Source organism: Comamonas testosteroni, assembly GCF_000761245.1.
GTDB lineage: Bacteria > Pseudomonadota > Gammaproteobacteria > Burkholderiales > Burkholderiaceae_C > Comamonas > Comamonas testosteroni_C.
On sequence record NZ_AWOR01000129.1, the window covers coordinates 1 to 602 of the forward strand.

General features: G+C 68.9%; 1 protein-coding gene. It reads left to right on the top strand.

Going from position 1 to position 602, the window contains the following annotated elements; all coding sequences use genetic code 11:
- Positions 1-602 (top strand): electron transfer flavoprotein subunit alpha/FixB family protein (locus P353_RS27435; RefSeq protein WP_034376724.1); only part of this gene is annotated, 602 nt, incomplete at both ends.

Consider the following 602-nt stretch of genomic DNA (forward strand, 5'->3'; position numbering starts at 1 on the left):
GACGGCGCCAGCCTCAAGGACGGCCTGGCCGAGAACGTCGCCGCCCAGGTGCTGGCGATTGTGGGCAGTGGTGCCGGCAACTACAGCCACATCCTGTTCCCCTCGACCGCCTCGGGCAAGAACGTGGCGCCCCGCGTGGCCGCCAAGCTGGACGTGGCCCAGATCAGCGACATCACCAAGGTCGACTCCGCCGACACCTTCGAGCGCCCCATCTACGCGGGCAACGCCATTGCCACCGTGCAGTCCGCCGATGCCGTCAAGGTCATCACCGTGCGTACCACCGGCTTTGACGCAGCAGCTGCCAGCGGCGGCTCGGCGGCCGTGGAAGCCGTGGCTGCCGTGGCTGACAGCGGCAAGAGCGCCTTTGTGGGCCGCGAAGTGACCAAGAGCGAGCGTCCCGAGCTGACGGCCGCCAAGATCATCGTCTCCGGCGGTCGCGCGCTGGGCTCGGCGGAGAAGTTCCAGGAAGTCATATCGCCGCTGGCCGACAAGCTGGGAGCGGCCATCGGCGCTTCGCGCGCTGCGGTGGACGCGGGCTATGCGCCCAACGACCTGCAGGTCGGGCAGACGGGCAAGATCGTGGCGCCCCAGCTGTACATTGC